Origin of the sequence: Aurantibacter crassamenti (assembly GCF_016811105.1) — a bacterium.
Taxonomy (GTDB): Bacteria; Bacteroidota; Bacteroidia; order Flavobacteriales; family Flavobacteriaceae; genus Aurantibacter_A; species Aurantibacter_A crassamenti.
This window is the reverse complement of the sequence record NZ_JAFBGM010000001.1, coordinates 776,272-796,978: the sequence shown is the minus strand read 5'-3', so window position 1 is coordinate 796,978 and position 20,707 is coordinate 776,272. Positions and strand designations below refer to the sequence as shown.

The window sequence follows — 20,707 nt, the reverse complement described above, 5'->3', positions numbered from 1 at the left end:
ACCTATGAACATACTTAATCTAAAAATAAATGAACACTTTGCTGGCAAGGTAGTCCGCAAGGATTTAACCAAATTGGTAAAGGGAAATGCTATTGTTCCTACTTATGTTTTAGAGTATTTATTGGGGCAATATTGCGCTACTGACGATGAAGACACTATCAAGGAAGGTGTTGAGACCGTAAAGAATATAATTGCAAAACATTTTGTTCATCGTGATGAGTCTCAAATTATAAAATCTACAATTCGAGAAAAAGGTTCGCATAGGATTATTGATAAAGTTGCAGTTCAACTTAATGACAGACAAGATAGATACGAAGCGTCTTTTGCTAATTTAGGTTTAAACCGAGTTCCTATAGCTGATGCCATAATTAAAGAACATCAAAAACTATTGTCAAGTGGTGTTTGGTGTATTTTAACTTTGGGTTATTTTCCTTCAGATGAAAGAGATCATACGCCATGGATGGTAGAAAGCCTAAAACCCATACAGGTTTCAAATGTAGATGTGCAAGAATACAAAGATGTTCGTCAACATTTCGAAAAAGAGGAATGGATGGACGTTTTATTACAATCTATAGGCTTAAACCCAGAAGAGTTTACATTTCGCTCTAAATTATTGCAATTAACGAGGCTTGTCCCTTTCGTAGAAAACAATTATAACCTTATCGAATTAGGTCCGAAAGGAACAGGGAAGTCTCATATATATTCTGAAATGTCACCTCATGGTATTTTAATCTCTGGGGGTGAAGTATCTAAAGCCAAGTTGTTCGTCAATAATAGTTCTGGTGAAATAGGTCTGGTAGGCTACTGGGATGTTGTGGCTTATGATGAATTTGCGGGAAAAACTAAACGTGTAGATAGAGGTTTAGTTGATATCATGAAAAACTACATGGCAAATAAATCCTTCTCTAGGGGTACACAAGTTTATGGTGCTTCAGCATCAATGGTGTTTGTAGGTAACACAGATCACTCTGTAGCTTATATGATGAAGCATAGTGATCTTTTTGAGGCTTTGCCTAAGGATTACTATGATACGGCTTTTCTTGACCGTATGCATGGTTATTTACCTGGATGGGAGGTTCAGAAGTTGCGAAATGAAATGTTTACTTCAGAATACGGATTTATAGTTGATTACCTAGCTGAGATTCTTAAGAATTTAAGAAAAGAAGATAGAACTCATGATTATACTAAGTTCTTTGAACTTTCAAGTACAATAACCACTAGAGACAAAACTTCTATAGCCAAGACATTTGCCGGCTTGATTAAGGTTATTTATCCAGATGATAACTATACCGAATCTGATGCAAAAGAGATATTAGACTTTTCTATTGAAAATAGGAAAAGGGTAAAAGATCAACTTCGTAAAATGGACGAAACATTCGAGGAGGTTAATTTTAGTTATGTTAGTATAGCAACAGGAGAGAATTTTGAAATAACCACCTTAGAAGACGTTGAAAATAAAGTCAAAACTGTTCAGAAAAAGGAAGAGCCTGTCGACAATATAGAAATAAAGAACGTCGAGGAATTCAGGTTAGAATTGGAGCCAGGGCAGAAAATTATTAGAGATAACCAATCGGGTATTTCATATGATAATTTATTTGGAGCTTACTTGTTAAATGCCACTGATATTAAAATCACAGATCCATATGTGAGACTGCCTTATCAACTACGTAATTTTATGGAGCTTGCTAAGTTAATCAGTGAAAAGAAAGACCCAGATATCGATGTGAAACTTCATTTAATTACCAGTAATAATGAAGACTATATTGAGAATGCGAAGGATGCTTTTGAACAGATGCGCTATTCACTAGAATCAATGGGTATTATATTTTCATACGAATTTGATGATTATATACACGACCGTTCAATTGAGATGAATAACGGTTGGAAAATAGTTTTAGGTCGAGGTTTAGATATTTGGCAAAAGACAGGTGGCTGGTATGATATCAATGAGTATATACAGGAGAAACGTGTTTGTAAAGCTTGTGAGTTGACGTTTTTGAAAACATAATTATCGAAGCGGATTTCTAGAAAGATATTCATCTGCTTTTTTATTGAGACCTACATTTGTTAGTTGTCTACCCTGACTCAACCATTTATCTATTGCTTCCTTTTCAAAATATAATCGCTTTCCTTTTTTAATAAAAGGTATTGTACGACTGTGTGTTAGCCCATAAATAGTGTAAACTGATAGACTCAAGTAAATGCTGAGATCTTTCGTATTCATAGGTTTGTTATTTTCCTGCAGATTTTCTGATTGGTTGTCTACTAATTTTTCTAATAAGATTTCTATACGCTGTAATCGTTTATCAATTCTTTCGAATGGGTTTTCCATAATTATATTTATAATGTTCGCCAAATTAATGAGTTCTAACCTTTAATAAAAGTTTAAGTTGGTTGATATCTTTCTGAAGCGCCAAGATGTCTTCTTTTGTAGCGGGAATACTATTTGGTGCGAATGCTTTTTTTAGACCATAAGAAAGACTATCTGCGGCTAAATTTCCAATGACCGAATTTGCGACGGAATTAAAATTAACCCTATTTTTATCATTAGCTACTTTAGGAATAGAAGCGGTAATATTTTTTTGCTCAATTAGTGAATCATTAATCTTTTCTGAAGGTACAATTTCATTCTTTTGATAATGACCAGACACATATTTATATTGGTTGCGCTTATAGCTGGCCAAGGTTTTACAACTAGAACAGCAGTAGATATGATTCTTTCTTCTAGGGTTGAAAATTTCATTGCAATATTTACAAAACCTTTCCATATTACGTACTTTTTTATCTCTAATGGGTTAAAATAAGTTTAATTTTACCTTTCATCTTCTCATACTTTTCCCGGTAAAAACAACAATATTGAACATTTCGAAGATTCGATCATAGAATCGATTGCCGTAAAATGTACCTAAATTCTCTAAAGCAGCTTCTACATCATTTTTATATTCCTCATGATAATTTGCGATAGCATGTGTGAGTTTTCTATGATTATAACGCTCTTCAAATATTTCTTTCATAATGTTGACACGACCAAAATTACTAGCCAATCTTTCTGTAGTTAAATCATCATAAAGATCAGTTCCTAGTTTCATCTGATTATAAAAATTTTGTTTGTCAAAAGAAGAAGTACAAATTTCAAATTTCTGTACTATTTCATTTGTGCTATATATTTTAAATCTATTTTTTTTGATTTGTTTAAGGCATAGTTCTAGTGCTTTCATACAATCGGTCTTACCGATACCGTAATCTCCGATAATTAGAAGACCTTTATCAAAACTTGGTTTTGATAATTCCATTTTGACATTAGGATGATAGTTAAAAGATTCATCCCTTAAGAAGTAGTAAAAAACAGCACTTATATTATTTATAGATTCCTTGGTTTCTTTAAACGCTCTACCGGATATAATTTTAAAGTATTGTTTAAAAATTAACCAGAGATAATTTTTGTCAATAGTTTCATGTTCTTTACTTGTACTTTTTGATTTATGAAGTGGGTATATTATTGGTGTTATTTGATTTAGCTTTTTGACTTCTAATTGTCGTTCCATTTGTATAAAATTATCTGTTGGATGATATGCTTTTTTTTCTGCTTGAATTATCATTCCATTTTAACTCATTTTTCTTCCAACTGTTTAGTCGAATTTTAATTTCAAATGCAATTTGTTTTTCAAATCTCAATTTATTGGATTTTGAATCGAATTCAGACCAGTATGTAAAAAAGCCCTTTAATATTTCATTTGAAAAATTGGAGTGTTTAAAAACATCGTTTTTAAAATTTTGCTTACGCACTTTTATTGTTTCTATATTTTTTTCTTTTAAATTCTTACTTTCTTTAGTTGTTGTTATTTTTTTGTTAGTTGATTGTTGCTTGTTTGTTGCAAGAGTGTTTGTTAGCATGTTAGTTGGCGCGTATCGCGCTTGTGTTTCTTCATAATCTACAATGGTAATCAGCGTAAATTTGTTTGTTGTTTGGGTTGTGATATATCCGCTAGATTTCAATTTTTTAATTCCCGTTCTAATTTGTTGAAATGATAGGTTTAAATCACGAGCCAAATTTTCGTTTGAGCTAATTAATTGCCCACGTTTTACTAGAGTGCCTTGCCATTTTTTATCAGTATAATTAGCGCGAAGTTTTAGGTGAATGTATAGTCTACAAGCTGTGGAATCTTGATACCATTCCCAATCTGTTAGTTCTCTAGATAATTTAATAAAGCCTTTCATACTATTCTTGCTTTATTAATTTGTTGAAAATGTCACTCTTCTTATAATAGACACGATTGCCAAGGCGATAGCTAGGTAAAATTCCATTCTTTCTCCAGTTCCAAAGTGCTTGTTTAGAACATTTTAATAGTTTAATAGTCTCTTCAACAGTTAGTAGTTCCTCTGGTGCGGGTTGAGTTTTGATTTGATTTTCGAAAATAGATTTCTCTCTCTTATTTAAATGGTAAGATAGCTGTTCAGCGAATTGGTCTACTGTTATTTGTATTAGTTGAATCTGCTTTGAGTCCATTTTATTATATTTTAATGACGCTCAAAACTATTTGTTATAACTACGATTGCAGTTATCAGTACTTATCGATAACTAACTTACAGAACCCGAATCGGGTATATGAAACCCTTCTTTTGTGAATTTTATATCTAAATCTTGGTATTGTTGAGTTTCAACACTCGAATATGATCTTAAAGTATTTTCTTTAGGACTCTTTACATTAAATGAGTTAATTATTTGCCGGCTTAGCTCTGTGAAATTTATTTCTTTATTCAACTTTTGAGGTGCTTCAATGTAACCTTCATCAACCAATTTTCTTATTACGTAGGCCAAATGACTAGGTTTGCCTATCCATTTTAAAACATTTCTTTCTGCATTCAAACTCTGTTTTTCTATTATAAAAGTTTCAATGATTGTCTTCCTTTTTTCTAAATCTTTTTTTAGTTTTTCATTAAATGTTATATTATAAAAAAACTCGAAGCTATACGAGGTATTTTTTATAACCCCCTGAAATTCAATAAAACCGTCATCATACTCTTTAGCTTTAATTTCAGGCCCTCCAAACACGATTGAATTTTTCGCATTTTCAACAATTTTGTCAATAGCTGGTAGAACCAAAAAATTTAAAATTTTTATAAATCGAGTTCTATTTTGTGAAGCATTGAATTGAGTATTTAGAAAATCTTCTATTTCTAGAATGGAATGAGAGAATAACAATTCATTTAAGAAGTACATGTAGTAGAAATCATCTTCGAGCTTCGGTTCGTAGAAGTTGTAGTTTTTTAAAAAGTAGGGTGGCGGCAATGTATTGTCGCTTTTTCTTTCTTTAAAAGAAATTACATCAACGGCAAAAGTATATTTATCTAATTGCATAATATATATTATTTGAAAAATGCAGAGTCTGCTATTTTTATTGCTCTTTCTTGAGGAGTTACTTTAATGTATTTATAAAATTCTTTTTCTGTAGTATGGCCACTAATTGCCATTATATCTATCACTGGCATCTTGCTTAAATAAGCATTTGTACAAAAAGATCTACGAGCCGTATGTGTGCCAATTAATTCCCATTTCTTTTTAGATTCAGTATTCCTCTTGCCTCCTTTTGTTTTAATAATGTTGATGCTTTCATTAATTTTTGCTTTTTCACCTACTTTTTTTATGTATTTGTTTAATAATAATTCAGGCATTTTTAAAGGAGCCATACCATTGTAGCGTGTTTTAAATATTCTTTTTAGGTTGGGATGTACTGGAATATATATTGTTTTTGAAGTTTTCTTTTGAGTAATTTCAAATACTTGCCTTTGTTCAAAAACTCTTATGTCATTAATTCCTAGGCCATTGAAATCTGATACACGTTGACCTGTGTAGTAACCAATTAAGAACAAGTCTCTTGCATGTTGCCATGTTTGGTTCTTAGAAAGATCAAGGTTTTCTATTTTTTCAATTTCCTCTGCTGTCAAGTATATTGCTGTGGTAGTTTCAGATACTCTTCTGAATTCTCGATGCTTATATGCTAGATTGGTATTTAAACCATCTTCGGTGGCTCTATTCATAAGCGCAATAATATTCTTAATATGTTTGCCTATCGTATTTAGAGACATATTTTTTTCTTCTAGATAATTGACAAATGAATAGTAGAACTCTAAGTCAATAGTTTCAAAATTCACCTTCCTGTCCTCTGCTTTTGAATACTCCCTGATTTTTTTAATAGTTTGTTTATATGCTCTTATGGTAATAAGATTTAAACTAGCGGTAGACGTTAGTGTAAGCTGTTTTTCCTTTTGTTCAACAAATCGATCTGCAAACTCAAGAAATTCAATTCTTTTTATAGTGCTTTGAGGGGCTTTTTTATTAATTATGTTGTAATACAGTTCTTTTAAAGTGTATTTGTCATATTTGATATTCGTTCCTTGAAGTTGAGTTATTCCCTTTAGAAATTTAGATCTTATTTCAGATAAGTTGGAATTCACTTCTTCTCGATTGGAAATATGTGCAATAGCTCTTACTTTTTGATTTTTTTGATCCCAATTTTTTGGATGTATTTTATATCCAGTTGAAAATTTAAGTCGATTACCTCGGCCATAACTATAGGTGAAAATAATAGGTGTATCTTTTTTAGAATTAAGATTTTTTAATGAAAAACGAACAGTACCTGATGTAGTAATTATATTTTTATCCATCTATAACTATTTAAAAAGGGGGCAACATTGGGGGCAACATAAGCTTTAATTATTGTTATCTCAAATATACTCAATGTACTGTTAAAAACGAAATAACCCTATATAACAAGGGTTTTCAGGTAATTTTTGATAATTTGATATAACATAGGTTAAACTAAAAAAGCGTCCAGGTGGGACCACAGATACAATTAAGCAGTTACACCATTTGTAGCTGCTTTTTTTTTATTTTGAATAAGAACTTCTTCTTTTTTAAAAATCACATTTAATGTGATATGTGGTATTTTCGTCGGAATTACTTATTTGGCCTCCATTTTCAATTATTGCTTTTTCTGACAGAATAACTATCCGTTCAACGATATCGGATATTTTATTATAATTTGGAAGATTGTCCCTCGAATAATTAATATAAGTATTATTAAATGGAACTTCCCATTTACCTCTCGATGGTAATTCTTTTGTAAACTTGTCTGGAATACTTTTAGATCCATTCATTACACCTAAAAGACCGCCCATTGTAGCTGCTTGGTTGTCACAGTCGTAACCAGTTGTGGTAGCAATACCGATGGTCTTTGTAAAATCTCCATTTCCGTACAGTAGAGCCATAATTCCGTTTAATCCATTTATTACAGCTCCAGCCATAGGATAGGGTATTTTGAAACCATCAAATTCCTTATAATAGTTATCATGAATTAATTGGCGAGTAACTTTCCACTCTTTATTTTCGTTATGCCATTTTATAACATTTTTTATTGCAGCAAGGTACGGACTGTCCGCTGGCATCTGAGCCATTCCAATTCTTAAAAGTTCATGTACATCATTTTCAAAAAATGCAGCGCTATACATAGCAGTAAATAGTATAGTTCCATGTGTTGCCCAATCATCGTGGCCCACCAGAGCTCCCCATTTTCCCCATTCACCAGCTTTGGCAGTCATACCTGAATAAACAACTCCAAAAATTTCATTATATAATTGCGATCCTAAAGTGTACCAATGTTCATTGAGTTCTTTAGATCCAGTTTCAGGAGGAAAATAACCTTCATCTATCAATTCTTTAACTCTACTGTTGGAAAGCCAAATAAATCGTTTTATATGTTCAGATCGCAGCATGGCTAATTCTTTATATGTAATATCTAAGCCATATTTTTCCAACCCATGTAATAATACAAACTCTATATCCGTATCATCATCGCTCCATGCACCCCCCATTGCTTGTGCCATAATATCTACAAATCCCCTTCTATCTTCTAGATTCATTTTGAGATTTAAATATTTAGCATCTTTATAATTCATATACCGATCTATAAAAACAGGAATTGGCTTTTCATCATATTTATTCTCAAAAGGAAATCCAACATAATTACCCGCTAGTTGGCCAACCCAATAGCCATGTATTTTATCGGATAATGCTTCTTTTGAAATTAGTTTTATCATTTGGGAATTGATATTATTCACGAAAAAAAGTATAGAAAGCAAGGCTGTTAAAATCGATTTTTTCATAATGATTTAAATTATTGTGCTGTTTTGGCAGTTAAAAATTAAACAATAATTGTGTGAATAAACATTATTAAATCGCAAGAAGTTGATTTGAGTGTAAATTGGTAAACTGAAATTTTAAAATAGTAATGCAATTAGGATTCGTCAATGTGGATACTAATCTTCTACAACTTCAAAAGTATGTAGGCCGCTAATAAGTCGTCCATCAATGGTAATACCTTCGGCTTTTATAATATATGTGCCTGTATTATCACCTGTGTAAAATTATTTAGAATAACAACTAGTCATGTTTTGAACCCTTAGTCAGTATATGAATTAATATCTTTTTCAGACAAGTAGCTTGTGAAGAAAACAAACTACTTTTTAATCTTTAATTCAACTTCAACTCTTTTTTGATTTCTAAAAATCGTTAAGTTCAAAACTCCTCGCCAACCGTATTCTTGAACAAGTTTAAATAAATCAGGAATTTTATCTACAGGTTTTCCTTCGCCTGCTATAATAACATCACCATCTTCTAATGATGAATTGGCTAATACAGTTTTTTCTTCTATAGATAGAATTAGTACACCTGCAGTTTTATTGAGTCCAGAAGCTGATCTTTCAGCAAGTGTTTCTATGTTTTTAATTTTTGCCCCTAACCATTCTAATTCCATTGATTTTGAATTATCATCATCTGATAAAGCCCATATTGCTGGAATATCAGGAGTTTTTGCAATCGCTTTCAAAGCGGGTTTTTTAACACCAAAATTGTCCATAGTAAAATTTTCGAACCCTATATCTAAAGCAGGCGAATCATCTTCGACCGTATAATTACCAATACTGGGGTCAACAAATTTTGGATTACCAAATTTACTATGCACATCGGTATTGTTTGCTTGCGCTTTTTCCAGCGCTTCTTGATCAGGAAATATATTATAATCTACTTCTTTACCCCAAGCCTGTAATCGAATATCTTTATGATCTGTAAATACAATATTTCTTCTAAATATATCACCACTATTCTTAAACCATACATGCGGATGAAATCCATTGTTAATCATTATATTGTTTTCAACCGTTCTGTGAAAACCTTCTCTTAGTTTTAATCCGCCGTTAAGACAAACATTATTATAGATATTGTAGTTTGTAGAGCCATCATCTAAATCGATATCCCATCCGTGATCACATCGAAATCTATTGTTTCTAATGATGGTCGTGTTTATAGCATCCCACATGGGCATTTCAGTATTTTGTGACGTTATTTCGTCCATTTTTTTTCGATTAGGGTGCCAAAAACGATCCCTTCCCCAAGAATTGAAAGAACCATGATCACCTGATTCTAGTACGGTATTAAATACGTCATTATATTCAATTATATGACCACCCCATGTGCCTTCGCTAACATTTATTCCTGCTCTTGGCACCTCGTAAATACTATTATTACTTACTGTGATATTCATTGCCATTGAAATTTCTACGCCAGCAGTCTGTTTTTCCAACCTCCCAATTCTATAGATAAGATTATTGTCTGCAATACACTCTTTAGGATACCTGTTGTTTGCTGGTCCTACAACTGTATCCATATCCTTTAAAGCAACAAATTCTGCATATTGAAATGAAGGTGACCGTACCGCATTAGGGTTACCAACAAAACTTATCGCTGTTGCTCCACATTCATGAATATGGTTGCCAGAAATTGTTGTATTTCTGTTGTAGTCACTAACAAAAATGGCATTTCCTCCTAAATTGACGAATTCACAATCAGTCACCGATACGCTTTCAGTGCCTTCAATAAATAGGGCAGCACCTCGGTAGATGGTCCAATCACTTCGCAACAAAGGTTCATAGGTTTCCATTATGGTTTTTTGAGCATGCTCAAATTTAATGCCCTGCAATACAATGTCTTTGACTGGTGTGGTTTCTGTGCCTTTTATATTTATAAGATTTTTTAAATGAACGCCCTCTACAATTGCATCATTTAAGTTTAAGCCATCTTCGGGCCAATAGTATAGCTTTTTAGATTTCTTGTTTAGGAACCACTCGCCTGGTTGGTCAAGTTCTTCAAATACATTTTCAACCATTCTGTAGTTTTCATGTATGCCTGCTTTTGGTCTGTTATTTTGATGACCTCCGGATAAAATTGCTTCTCCATTTTCATCTATTCCAGAAATGGTAAAATGGAATCCTCCCCATTCTCCTGCGTGCATGGCATGTACTATGGCACCAATAGGATTGCTCCATGTTTTTATACGTTCTTGAGAAATTGCATCGGCTGCATGACCTTGCCAATGACCAGCATCTTCATCATAGTTTGGATAACGAGCCAATACCTGCTTTCTATGGTCAATAAATAATTGGTCAAAAGAAATGTTATCAGGTACCTTAGCTACCCAAATCTGCTTTTCATATTTTTCCCAATTAGGATGTAAACGTTGCGAGCCTTTTATACTAACTTTATCTGTGCCTTCACCAAGAATTTGGATTCCATTTAATTCTGGAGTTATGGATAAAGGTTGGTCTAATCGGTATTCACCCGCTGTTAAATGAATAGTTATAGAAGCCTTTTTATCTTTTAAACGAATTGTTTTCGCTTTGTTAAGTGCTTCACTGATTGTTTTAAATGTGTCTTTGTTTGCTTGTTCAGTATTGTTGCTAACGTACAAGTGAATTGCTTCAGTTTCACAATTTAAAAGCAATAGAATTGGTAGAAATAATAGTAAATGAGTTATTTTATTTTTCATGAAACTTTTACTTACAGATAAAAAATACTAGTTAAATAACATCTTATTATATCAAACTAAATTTAAAGTCTTTAATTTACTTTTCACAAGCTATTTTCTGCCAAATTACAAGCGTATTTTAGCAATAGCAAGCTGATTCTTTGCATGTAGTAATACTATTTTTGCTTCATAAAGAATAATTTGAAAATTATTGTATTTTTTGGTGATTAATGGTGAAATAAACACATGCAGATTATGAGGGGTTTTGGTTATTATTTCTTTCTATTGTTTTTGCTGTTTTCATGCGGACAAAAAAAAGAAAAGATAAGCTCTGATGTTCTTCCAATTACAGATCTTACTGGAAGAGAATTAGCGGAAATTCATTGTGCTAGTTGCCATAATTTTGTACCTCCAGCAGTATTGCCAAAAGCTAGTTGGCAGTTTGATGTGTTACCAGCTATGGGTAATAGATTGGGTATTTATAATGGCAAGCATCAGCCGGATAGTATTTTTGGTTCGCCAAGAAATAGTTTAGCGGTAAAAAAAGCAAATATTTTTCCGGAAACTCCATTATTAGCTAAGGCGGATTGGATGAAAATAGTAGCCTACTATTTAGAAAATTCGCCAGTAGATATTCTTCCGCCACACCGAAATATAACCATCAAGAATTCTTTAAAACACTTTAGATACAAAGAACCATTATTTGCTGATAAGCCACCATTAACTACAATGGTTAAAATTCTTGAAAATAAAAAAGGACTTGTATTTAGTGATAGTAAGCGTAATAAAAACCAATTGATTTTTTTGAATTCCGATTTAGAAAAAGAGCAAAGTTTATCGCTTAAAAATGCGCCCATACATTATTATGAAAATGAAGAAACTGTTTATTTAACCACTGCTGGAAGAAATATTTTTCCGAATGATTTGTCTGATGGAAGCGTTCAAAATTTAGTATTTAATAAAAATTCTTTAAATATTGAACCCCCAATAATTAGTGGATTGCAACGTCCGGTAAACATGGCTTTTGGTGATTTAAATGCAGACGGAAAGGAAGATATTGTTGCTTGTGAATATGGTGATTTAACGGGAAAACTAGTTTGGTATGAAAACAAAGGGAGTAGTACGTATCAGGCACATTTACTTAAAAGTGTTCCGGGTGCAATTAAGGCCATAATAAAGGATTATAATAAAGACGGTTTCAATGATATTTTTGTGCTCATGGCACAAGGTAATGAGGGTGTATTTTATTTTGAAAATACCGGCAAAGGCGATTTTAAGGAAAAACAATTGCTTTCATTTTCACCCCTTAACGGAAGTCAAAATATTGAACTTGTTGATTTTAATAATGATGGTTATGAAGATATCGTATATGTATGTGGCGATAATGCAGATAAGACTCCAATTTTAAAACCCTATCATGGCATTTATATTTTTTTAAATGATGGCCATCTCAATTTTGAACAGTCGTTTTTTTATCACCAAAATGGAGCTTATAAGGCCATTTCTAATGATTATGATTTAGACGGTGATTTAGATATTGCGGCTATTTCATTTTTCCCTGATTATTTGAATTCACCCGAAGAGAGTTTTGTTTATTTAGAAAATATAGGTGATTTAAATTTTGAAGCATCTACATTTTCAGATTCCTCTAAAGGTAGATGGATTGTAATGGACGCCGGAGATCTGGATACTGATGGCGATATAGATTTGGTATTAGGCTCTTTTGTTCAATTTTTTGCAAAGGGCGATACCACAGGTTTGAGTAAAAGGTGGTTAACTGAAAGTCCGTCAGTTATTATTCTTGAAAACACAATAAAATAAAATTGCTAGTAGTGTATTCATGGAAAAAAACACTACCAGCTTTTTAAGCTTTTATTGTTGTGCAAATTGGTTGTATTCCGCTTCCAACTGTGCCTTATCTTTTTTACCGTCTAAAACTTCAATTCTATAGGTAAATGTAATTTCAGTGTTTGGTTTAAGAGAAAAATTAAGTGATTCTTCTTTGCCATCTGTAAATGCTTTTTGACCAAGTGGATTAGCAGCAAATAAACCATATCCTCTCGCATGCCAATAGGTAGGGTACCCAATATTTTGCGGTTGATCCATGAGCAAAAGTGTAACATCTTTTTCATTAATAGTACCTGATAATGCCATCCATTTGGCTCTGGTGCCCCAAACATCTGAGCCTTTAATACCTTCACTGCTCAAATATTCACCACTAACCCCAGTGTTGTCTGTAACAGGTACATCTGTTTTATTTCCATTTGCATCACTTAAGGTAACCTCACCATCACTTGGGTGCTCCAATTCTCTTGCTGTACGAATAGCAAACATACCTTCTTTGGTGTCATTGAAATTCACTGGTGTATCAAGTGCCTTTAAGGTTGTAATACGATCAATTATTCTTTTACCATTCTCTGCATAAAAAATAAACTTTGTTTCTTCTTTTAACAATATCGTTTCATTAGGGTTTAACCAATTAGCAGTAACTATCATTGTTGCACTACCCGCACCGTTTTCGAGACTTATTATTTTATCGTGTCGTATGGTTCCTAGTTTTTCTTTCGGAGTTTTAATTTCATCTGAGTTGCCCCAAAAATCCAAACCATTAACATCACCGAAATTTAACCAAGCACCTATATGATGTGGGTGATCTGTTCTTTCATTCGGTCTGGTGTTTAATGGATATCCGCGCGTAATTGTTTCACCATTTGCCGCAATAATCGGGTAAAGTGTTGTTTTTTTAAGAACAGAAATATCATCTGAATATAAATACGAGGTAAATAACTTTCCATCTACATGAACAGTTACTTTTTTGTCGGCTTCATTATTTTCTAAGGTGATATTGTTTGTGGTAGCACCTTTGTTTTCTATATTTTTCTCGGTCTTCTCTTTACAGGAACTGCTTAATAAAAGGAAAGTTAAAAATACAGGTATTAAAATCTTCATGGTATTAATTTTAGGATAGAAGTGAGGGGTATAGAAAACTATACCCCCTTATTCTACAATGATTATTTGAATCGGAAATTATTTAATTGACACTAAACCTTGTCAGGAACAACATACCCTTTTCTGTATTCTCTAGTTAGCATTTTATTTGCTTCCTTATCTTTAATAAACGACTCTTCTTTACCATCTAGGCGTAATTCTCTACCCATTCGGTATGCTACATTGGCGATTAAAGGAAGAACACTAGATTTATGACCAGTTTCAATATCGCAGGTTAACTCAGATTGATCATTATTTCGAATAGCAGAAATAAAATTATCAAAAATAGCTTCACCGCCGCCGCCAGTTAAGTTTAATGGATCGAATGATTCATCTTTTTCGCCAGATGTTGGTCCGGCTTCATTATTTCTTCCGTAAAATGTTTGCCAGTTACCACCGGCATCAATTTGCATCCAGCCTTCACTACCTAAAACAATTACCCCAATTTTTATTGGAGATGCTTTACTTGAAGCTGATATTTTTCCACCGCCTGTTATATTGATGTCTGGCAAAAGAACACCTTCAGGGTTAGTAAGTACGCCTCTTGTACCAAATTCTAAAATCTTTCCGTCAGCATATTCGAATAATGAAGTTTGCGTATTAGGAGTGTTTTGAGCAGATTTTGGGCCAAAATAACCGCCCATTGAATTTACACGAATAGGTAATTCATCTTTTCCTAATGCCCAACGTGCAACGTCAAATTGGTGTGGTCCTTGATTTCCAGTATCTCCATTTCCATAGTCCCAATTCCAGTGCCAATTGTAATGAAATCTATTTCGGTTGAACGGTTGTTCTGGGGCAGGTCCTTGCCACATATCATAATGTACATTCTTTAAATAAGCTTCTGTATAAGGCTCTTCAAAGCCACGAGATTCAACGTTCATTTTAAATTGCTCGCCAGCTTTCATAGCCCCATCAGGATAGATCCCTATACTCGGTCTAGGTTTAAAGCACAGCCCTCTAGTCATGTAAACATCACCTAGTTTGCCGTCTTGAATAAATTTCATGGCGCGTTGTGTATTCGTAATCGAACGGTTTTGAAAACCTACCTGAACTAAAACCTTATATTTTCGTGCAGCTTCAATCATTTTTCTTCCTTCAAAAACATTGTGTGTCGAAGGCTTTTCTACATATACATGTTTTCCGGCTTGTGCTCCCCAAATAGTAGAAAGCGCATGCCAGTGATTTGGCGCAGCTACAGAAACAGCATCAACTTCTTTATCATCGAAAATTCGACGCATATCCCACTCGGTCTTTGGTCGATAGCCTGCATATTTTTCTACTTGATCAAGCCTTTCTTTAAACAAGTTTTCATCTATATCTACAAGGTATTTCAACCTTACATTTTTCATTTTTCCAAAGTTCTCAATGTGACTTCCACCCCTTCCGCGAATACCAATAATTCCCATCTGTATGGCATCATTTGATCCAAGTATTCTTCCGTATGAAATCGCACTTGTTGAAAGCATGGAAACTCCCGCAATACCGGCAGAACCTTTTTTAATAAATTTTCTTCTTGTTAATCCATTTTTCATTTGTGATTTTCTTTAAGTTTTATTTCAATCGAATTATAGTATAATCATCTTAGTAAATATTCTTCCTAAACATATGTTTTTCAACCAATTTGTAGATAAACTTATGATTTATAAGTTATGGAAATATTCATGAATTTACGGGAGTTATCAAGTGTTTCATAAATAACTAAACAAAAGAATAGAAAATATAAATACTATACTTCAACTATTTTACTGAGTATGCATAAACATTTAACCTAGAACGAATAGATTTAAGTTTCTTACTAATCTATTTTCTTTTAGAAATTTTACTATTGAAGTAATGCTATTTAAAATCACTCAACAAAAAAATACTTCCCTTTAAAATTGTGAATCTTGTTAAAAGTAGAAAGCTAATATATAATGTAAAATAGACAAAATAGGGGAAGCAGAGCACCTATGTCGTAGGTTATATTTGTTTTGATTACACATTTGATATACAACCAAAATACAAATAGAATCACCTGTGCTGCGTGATAAAGATTAGAAACATGACCGATTTTAATAATAAGATTTTAGAATTCAAAAAAGAAGCACAACAGCATTTAACTAAAGAATTGCTTCCTTTTTGGTTCGATCGATGTAAAGATGTTGAAAATGGTGGATTCTTAACTCATTTTGATAAAGATGGAAATGATACAGGGGTTGATGAAAAATCAATGTTAGGCCAAGCACGTTGTATTTATAGTTTTGCAGCTGCTCATAGAGCAGGTTATGGTGAGGGAAAATGTTTAGAATATGCTAAACATGGGGTCGACTTTCTAATTGAAAAGATGTGGGATCCCGAGCATGAAGGCTTTTTTTGGTTGACCGATAGAAAAGGTAATATATCTATTGATGAAAAAATTATCTACGGACATAGCTTTATCATTTATGCGTTTAGCGAATACACTTTAGCTTCGGGTGATTCACGTGGTCTTTATTATGCAGAAAAGTGTTTTGACCTTCTTCAAAAATATGGAGCAGACACTATGTACGGTGGTTATTTTGAAATGTTTCACAAAGATTGGACACTCAAAGGCGCAGGTGCAGCAGGTGGTGATAGAAAAACGCTTGATGTGCATATGCATTTAATGGAAGCATTTACAACGCTTTATGAATGTAGTGGCAAAGAGGTGCATAAGCGTAAACTTCTTGAATTAATAGATGTGTTAACTACTAAAATAATACATCCTAAATATTTGACGGGTATTCCACAATTTACTGCTGATTGGAAGATTGCGCCACAGATTAAATTTGATATTGTTTGGGGTTGGGATCGTTTTTCTGAGGATGGTATTAAATCTTCACCTGAAGATAATACAAGTTACGGGCACAATGTGGAGTTTGCGTGGTTGCTTATGCATGCTATTGAAATTGCTGCAATTCCATTTGAAAAGTATAATACTATTATTCAAACGCAATTTGATCATGCTTTAGCTGATGGCATCGATTGGGAATATGGCGGCGTTTATGTTGAAGGTTCTCATGCAGGTGGTGTAACCGATCGCGAAAAAGAATTTTGGCAACAAGCTGAAATGCTAATAGCATTATTACAAGCGTGTATTGTCTATGGCACACCAAAATATCTTCCCGTATATGAAAATGTGCATCGTTTCGTATTTGATAAAATGATTAATCATGATGTGGGTGAATGGATTCCGTTATTAACGCGGCAGGGAGAACCGATTTGGAGACACATGAGTCACAATTGGAAAATAAATTACCACACAATGCGTGCTGTTGTGCAATCAATTGAGCGTATGAATACATTACTTAATTAAGAATTACTATGATGACAACTAAGTTTCAAAAGGCCTATTTTCAAATCGTTTTATTAATTTTTTTACCAGTAATCATTAGTGCTCAAAATTCACCAGAACGCGAGGCAATTTTATCTGTTGAGCGAATTTGGGACAGAGCTGCACATAATGCATTTACATCTTTAATTAATTTTAATGGCACATTATATTGTGCTTTTAGAGAAGGAAATGGCCATGTATCTGATTTTAATGGAAGTATACGTGTGATTGCTTCTGAAGATGGTCAAAATTGGCAATCTGTTGCCCACCTTTTTGAACAAGGAATTGATTTTAGAGATCCACAATTATCAATTACCCCCGATAATAAAATAATGCTCAACATTGGTGGATCTGTTTATGTTGCAGGAAAACTGACTGCAATGTCACCTAAGGTTAGCTTTAGTAATACAGCGGGAAAATCGTTCTCAAAAGCGCAGAATATTACATTAGATTCAGCTATTAAAATAGGAAAGGATTGGCTTTGGAAAGCTACTTGGCATAAAGGAAAAGTATATGCTGGAGTGTATCAGCCAGGTAAAGAAAAATCAGTTCATCTGGTTGTTAGTGAAGACGGTATTGACTATAAATTCATCACCACTTTTGATGTTATTGAAGGAAATGAAACAACGCTGAGGTTTACTAAGAATGACGAAATGATAGCGGTGGTTAGACGCGGTGGTAAACACAATGGAGCAATCGGTATTAGCGCTCCACCATACAAAAACTGGAAATGGAATGCTTTGGAACAACGCCTTGGAGGGCCCGATTTAATACTACTTGAAAATGATGTTATGTTATGTGCAACACGAGAATATTTGCCTTCAAAAGAACAAACGATAATTGCTAAAGTGGAATTGAATGGAAAAACAACAAAGTTACTTACCCTACCTAGCGCTGGAGATTGTAGCTATCCTGGTTTTTTGATGCAAGACAAAACACTTCTAATGTCTTACTATTCAACACACGAAGAAAAGACGGCGATATATCTTGCTAAAATTGCTTACTTGCCAGAAATTTTTGAAAAAAAATAGTTGTTTTCTATAAAGGGGCACGGCTGAAATATTTCAGAAAGCAAAAAAATAGACATTAAAAGTTGAGGGTAAGTATAGGCCATTCCACAGAATGAATTGGAAGAAAATACTTTTTATAAGTAGATTGACTTTGGTTGTATTTTATGCCACAATAGTGTACATTGTTTTTTGTAAAATTAGATTGGTGTAATAATTTATCCAAACTAATAAACTGTAAATTTTAACTTTGATATCCAAAATCAATTACATATGAAATTAAATACGAAGCTGTTTTTTACCATTTTTTTAATGGTGTTTTATGTTGGAATTTCTATTTCACAGACAATACCAAAAGAAGAATTAATTTTTTTAACGTCAGAATGGAAAGGGGAACGATTTGATGATGGACGTCCTAAAATTCCGGATGCGCTTTTAGAACGCGCAAAAAATATTGGGATAGACGATGCGTGGACGGTTTTAGAAAATGAAGGCTATACCAATCAATTTGAAGGCAATTGGAAAATGGTCAATAATGATACTCCAGTTGTAGGCAGAGCTCTAACTGCGATGTTTATGCCAAGTCGCCCAGATGTAGAGAAAAATGTAAAAGAACGTGGTATAAATTCGCAGGGTAGAAAAGGTAATACCAATTCATGGCCTATTGAAGTGCTTACAAAAGGTGACGTATATGTAGCTGATAGTTTTGGTAAAATTGATGCAGGCACCTTGATGGGTGCTACTTTGGCTACTTCAATTTTTAGCAAATCTGGTAATGGTGTCGTTTTTAATGGAAGCGCAAGGGACCTGGAAAGTATAAGTAAAATGGAAGGTTTTAATGCTTTTGTACGTGATTTTCATCCTTCTTTTCTTGAGGAAGAAGTGCTAATGGGGCTCAATACCCCAATTCGAATTGGTCAAGTAATGGTGTTGCCGGGTGACCTTGTACTAGCAAAACGAGAAGGTGTTTTATTTATTCCAGCACATTTGGCTGAACAAGTTGTAGGTACTGCAGAATTTGTTGCCCTTAAAGATCAATTTGGTTTTGAAATGGTAAAAACAAAAACATATTCTACAGGGGAAATTGATAGTAAGTGGTCAGAGCCAATTAAGAAGGAATTCTTAAAATGGTTAGATAATCATTCTGAACTGATTCAAATGTCTAAAGAAACGCTTGATAAATTATTGAGTAAGAGAACTTGGTAGTGACCAAATTATAGCTCTGATTGAGCTATAGTGAAAGTCGAATAATTTAATTCATTTGGTGCTCATAACGGTTTGAACTTGAGAAATAAGCAAATACAAATTCCATTACCATCTATTTGCAATACAACGAACTTGTATTCTAGAATTATCCTATTTAAAATAATAAATCATGCCTGAAATACAAGAACAATCAAATGGTGGTCGGCTTTTATCCCTCGATTTTTACAGAGGATTAACTATGTTTTTGCTAATAGCTGAATTCTCTCATTTATTTTCTTTATTCGTTTTACCACAATTTGAAGGAACTTTTATTCATGCTGTGGGATCTCAATTTCATCATGTTCACTGGGAAGGATTGCACTTTTGGGATTTAATTCAACCATTTTTTATGTTCATTGTTGGGGTGGCAATGCCTTTATCTTTTTCAAAGCGGATGGCGAAAGGTGATTCATTTAAGCAATTAAGTAAACATGCTATTAAAAGGGCACTTCTAATGTTACTTCTTGGTTGGGGATTATATTGTATTGATCCGGGAGAAATTGTTTTTAGATTTCAAAATGTACTTGCCCAATTAGGTGTTACTTATATTTTAGCTTTTTTAGTTATTCGTAAACCCGTTGCCGTTCAAATTGGCTTCTCTATTCTATTACTTTTAATTACAGAAGGTTTATACAGATTCTTTCCTGTTGAAGGATTTACGAATGCCTTTGTTGACGGAGAAAACTTTCCGTCTTGGTTTAATATGCTAATTTCTGGAGAAGAAAGTGGAGCTGGCTGGGCAATGTTTAATGCAATCCCGACTGCGGCACATACAATTTGGGGTGTTTTGGCAGGTCAATTATTAATAGGTGATTTTTCAGCCAAGAAAAAACTTCAAATTTTAGTTGCTGCGGGTATTATCGGATTAATAATTGGTTTTGGGTTGAGTCCATTTACCCCAATAATAAAAAAGATTGCAACAACTACATTTGTTTTTGCAAGCGGTGGTTGGTCTATAATTGCACTTGCTTTATGCTACTGGTTAATTGATATTAAAAAATATCAAAAAGGTGTATGGTTTTTTGCTGTAGTAGGTATGAATCCACTTTTCATTTATCTCTTTGCCCATATTGGTGGAGCCAATCTTATAAAGAAAATATTTCTTCCGTTTTCAAATGCTCTTTTTGGTTGGACAGGTGAAATAGGTGCGCAAATCATTTTAAGTTGTATTGTGCTTTTTATGCTTTGGTATATTTGTTATTGGATGTATAAAAAGAAAATATTTATTAGAATATAATTTTTATGTGCTGAAGATATTTTAAATGGTGTGTTAA

17 protein-coding genes are annotated in these 20,707 nt (G+C 33.3%); 6 read left to right on the top strand and 11 right to left on the bottom strand.

Annotation, left to right across the window (positions count from 1 at the left end; all coding sequences use genetic code 11):
* Window positions 1-4: 4 nt before the first annotated feature.
* Complete coding sequence (gene brxL, locus JQC67_RS03340; RefSeq protein WP_203251448.1) at window positions 5-2,008, top strand: BREX system Lon protease-like protein BrxL; 2,004 nt, start codon at window positions 5-7, stop codon at window positions 2,006-2,008.
* On the opposite strand, the gene JQC67_RS03335 is transcribed toward brxL, so the two are convergent.
* The 9 genes from JQC67_RS03335 to JQC67_RS03295 form a co-directional block, all read right to left on the bottom strand.
* Window positions 2,009-2,332 carry a helix-turn-helix domain-containing protein gene (locus JQC67_RS03335; RefSeq protein ID WP_203251447.1) on the bottom strand — a complete coding sequence of 108 codons (324 nt, stop codon included), beginning with the start codon at window positions 2,330-2,332 and terminating at the stop codon, window positions 2,009-2,011. It lies immediately after the preceding gene.
* A gap of 25 nt (window positions 2,333-2,357) precedes the next feature.
* Window positions 2,358-2,768 carry a hypothetical protein gene (locus JQC67_RS03330; RefSeq protein WP_203251446.1) on the bottom strand — a complete coding sequence of 137 codons (411 nt, stop codon included), beginning with the start codon at window positions 2,766-2,768 and terminating at the stop codon, window positions 2,358-2,360.
* Window positions 2,769-2,819: 51 nt separating this feature from the next.
* The gene (locus tag JQC67_RS03325; RefSeq protein ID WP_203251445.1) at window positions 2,820-3,599 is read right to left on the bottom strand and encodes a P-loop NTPase family protein; all 780 of its coding nucleotides are present in this window, start codon (window positions 3,597-3,599) and stop codon (window positions 2,820-2,822) included.
* A complete protein-coding gene (locus JQC67_RS03320) occupies window positions 3,556-4,218 on the bottom strand; it encodes a hypothetical protein (RefSeq protein WP_203251444.1) in 663 nt (220 codons plus the stop codon). The genes JQC67_RS03325 and JQC67_RS03320 overlap by 44 nt, the downstream gene beginning before the upstream one ends.
* A gap of 1 nt (window position 4,219) precedes the next feature.
* Window positions 4,220-4,507 (bottom strand): helix-turn-helix domain-containing protein, encoded by a 288-nt coding sequence (locus tag JQC67_RS03315; RefSeq protein ID WP_203251443.1) that lies wholly within the window; start codon window positions 4,505-4,507, stop codon window positions 4,220-4,222.
* A 72-nt stretch (window positions 4,508-4,579) separates the two neighbouring features.
* Window positions 4,580-5,359, bottom strand: coding sequence for a hypothetical protein (locus tag JQC67_RS03310; RefSeq protein ID WP_203251442.1), 780 nt, complete (start codon window positions 5,357-5,359; stop codon window positions 4,580-4,582).
* 8 nt (window positions 5,360-5,367) lie between these two features.
* The gene (locus JQC67_RS03305) at window positions 5,368-6,666 is read right to left on the bottom strand and encodes a phage integrase SAM-like domain-containing protein (protein WP_203251441.1); all 1,299 of its coding nucleotides are present in this window, start codon (window positions 6,664-6,666) and stop codon (window positions 5,368-5,370) included.
* Between the two features lie 249 nt (window positions 6,667-6,915).
* A complete protein-coding gene (locus tag JQC67_RS03300; protein ID WP_203251440.1) occupies window positions 6,916-8,097 on the bottom strand; it encodes an ADP-ribosylglycohydrolase family protein in 1,182 nt (393 codons plus the stop codon).
* A 419-nt stretch (window positions 8,098-8,516) separates the two neighbouring features.
* Window positions 8,517-10,880, bottom strand: coding sequence for a PDZ domain-containing protein (locus tag JQC67_RS03295; protein ID WP_203251439.1), 2,364 nt, complete (start codon window positions 10,878-10,880; stop codon window positions 8,517-8,519).
* Between the two features lie 225 nt (window positions 10,881-11,105).
* Between JQC67_RS03295 and JQC67_RS03290 the strand changes: the two genes are divergently transcribed.
* Window positions 11,106-12,680, top strand: coding sequence for an FG-GAP repeat domain-containing protein (locus tag JQC67_RS03290; protein ID WP_203251438.1), 1,575 nt, complete (start codon window positions 11,106-11,108; stop codon window positions 12,678-12,680).
* Window positions 12,681-12,731: 51 nt separating this feature from the next.
* Here JQC67_RS03290 and JQC67_RS03285 read toward each other — a convergent pair whose 3' ends face one another.
* Together JQC67_RS03285 and JQC67_RS03280 are read right to left on the bottom strand one after the other, a co-directional pair.
* Entirely contained in the window at window positions 12,732-13,808 is a 1,077-nt protein-coding gene (locus JQC67_RS03285) for a DUF6807 domain-containing protein (RefSeq protein WP_203251437.1), read from the bottom strand.
* A gap of 92 nt (window positions 13,809-13,900) precedes the next feature.
* Window positions 13,901-15,382, bottom strand: coding sequence for a Gfo/Idh/MocA family protein (locus tag JQC67_RS03280; protein WP_203251436.1), 1,482 nt, complete (start codon window positions 15,380-15,382; stop codon window positions 13,901-13,903).
* A gap of 509 nt (window positions 15,383-15,891) precedes the next feature.
* On the opposite strand from JQC67_RS03280, the gene JQC67_RS03275 reads away from it, so the two are divergent.
* The 4 genes from JQC67_RS03275 (at window position 15,892) to JQC67_RS03260 (ending at window position 20,670) form a co-directional block, all read left to right on the top strand.
* A complete protein-coding gene (locus tag JQC67_RS03275; RefSeq protein WP_203251435.1) occupies window positions 15,892-17,163 on the top strand; it encodes an AGE family epimerase/isomerase in 1,272 nt (423 codons plus the stop codon).
* Window positions 17,164-17,171: 8 nt separating this feature from the next.
* The gene (locus tag JQC67_RS03270; protein ID WP_203251434.1) at window positions 17,172-18,212 is read left to right on the top strand and encodes a hypothetical protein; all 1,041 of its coding nucleotides are present in this window, start codon (window positions 17,172-17,174) and stop codon (window positions 18,210-18,212) included.
* A gap of 249 nt (window positions 18,213-18,461) precedes the next feature.
* Window positions 18,462-19,394 carry an RraA family protein gene (locus JQC67_RS03265; RefSeq protein WP_203251433.1) on the top strand — a complete coding sequence of 311 codons (933 nt, stop codon included), beginning with the start codon at window positions 18,462-18,464 and terminating at the stop codon, window positions 19,392-19,394.
* Between the two features lie 169 nt (window positions 19,395-19,563).
* Window positions 19,564-20,670, top strand: coding sequence for an acyltransferase family protein (locus JQC67_RS03260; protein WP_203251432.1), 1,107 nt, complete (start codon window positions 19,564-19,566; stop codon window positions 20,668-20,670).
* Window positions 20,671-20,707: the final 37 nt, after the last annotated feature.